Origin of the sequence: Pseudomonas sp. SIMBA_067 (assembly GCF_046534675.1) — a bacterium.
Taxonomy (GTDB): Bacteria; Pseudomonadota; Gammaproteobacteria; order Pseudomonadales; family Pseudomonadaceae; genus Aquipseudomonas; species Aquipseudomonas putida.
Window position 1 is genome coordinate 1 of record NZ_JAWRYH010000875.1, and the last position, 254, is coordinate 254.

The 254-nt window shown below is 53.1% G+C and carries 1 protein-coding gene; it reads left to right on the forward strand.

What is annotated here, in order from left to right; genetic code table 11:
* Positions 1–73: 73 nt before the first annotated feature.
* Positions 74–254: hypothetical protein (locus tag SB765_RS31725; protein WP_410932768.1), on the forward strand; the 181-nt coding region annotated here is incomplete at its 3' end.

The window sequence follows — 254 nt, forward strand, 5'->3', positions numbered from 1 at the left end:
CATATAAAGCGCGTATCAAACTGCGTTGACCCGGTGCAAATCAGCATCCGGCATCAGCCACCAGAGGTACACCATGAGCGAAAACAGTCTCTCCTCCTCATCAGCCCGAGGTCGCCCCGATTTCAACGGCAAAAATAGCCGTTTCAGTAAACCGCTGTTCTTTATTCTGCTGGTTGCCGGACTGGCGTTCGCCGGTCTCAATCTGGTCAGCGATGTTGAAGAGACCAATATGCCGGTCACCAGCTATCTGCCGT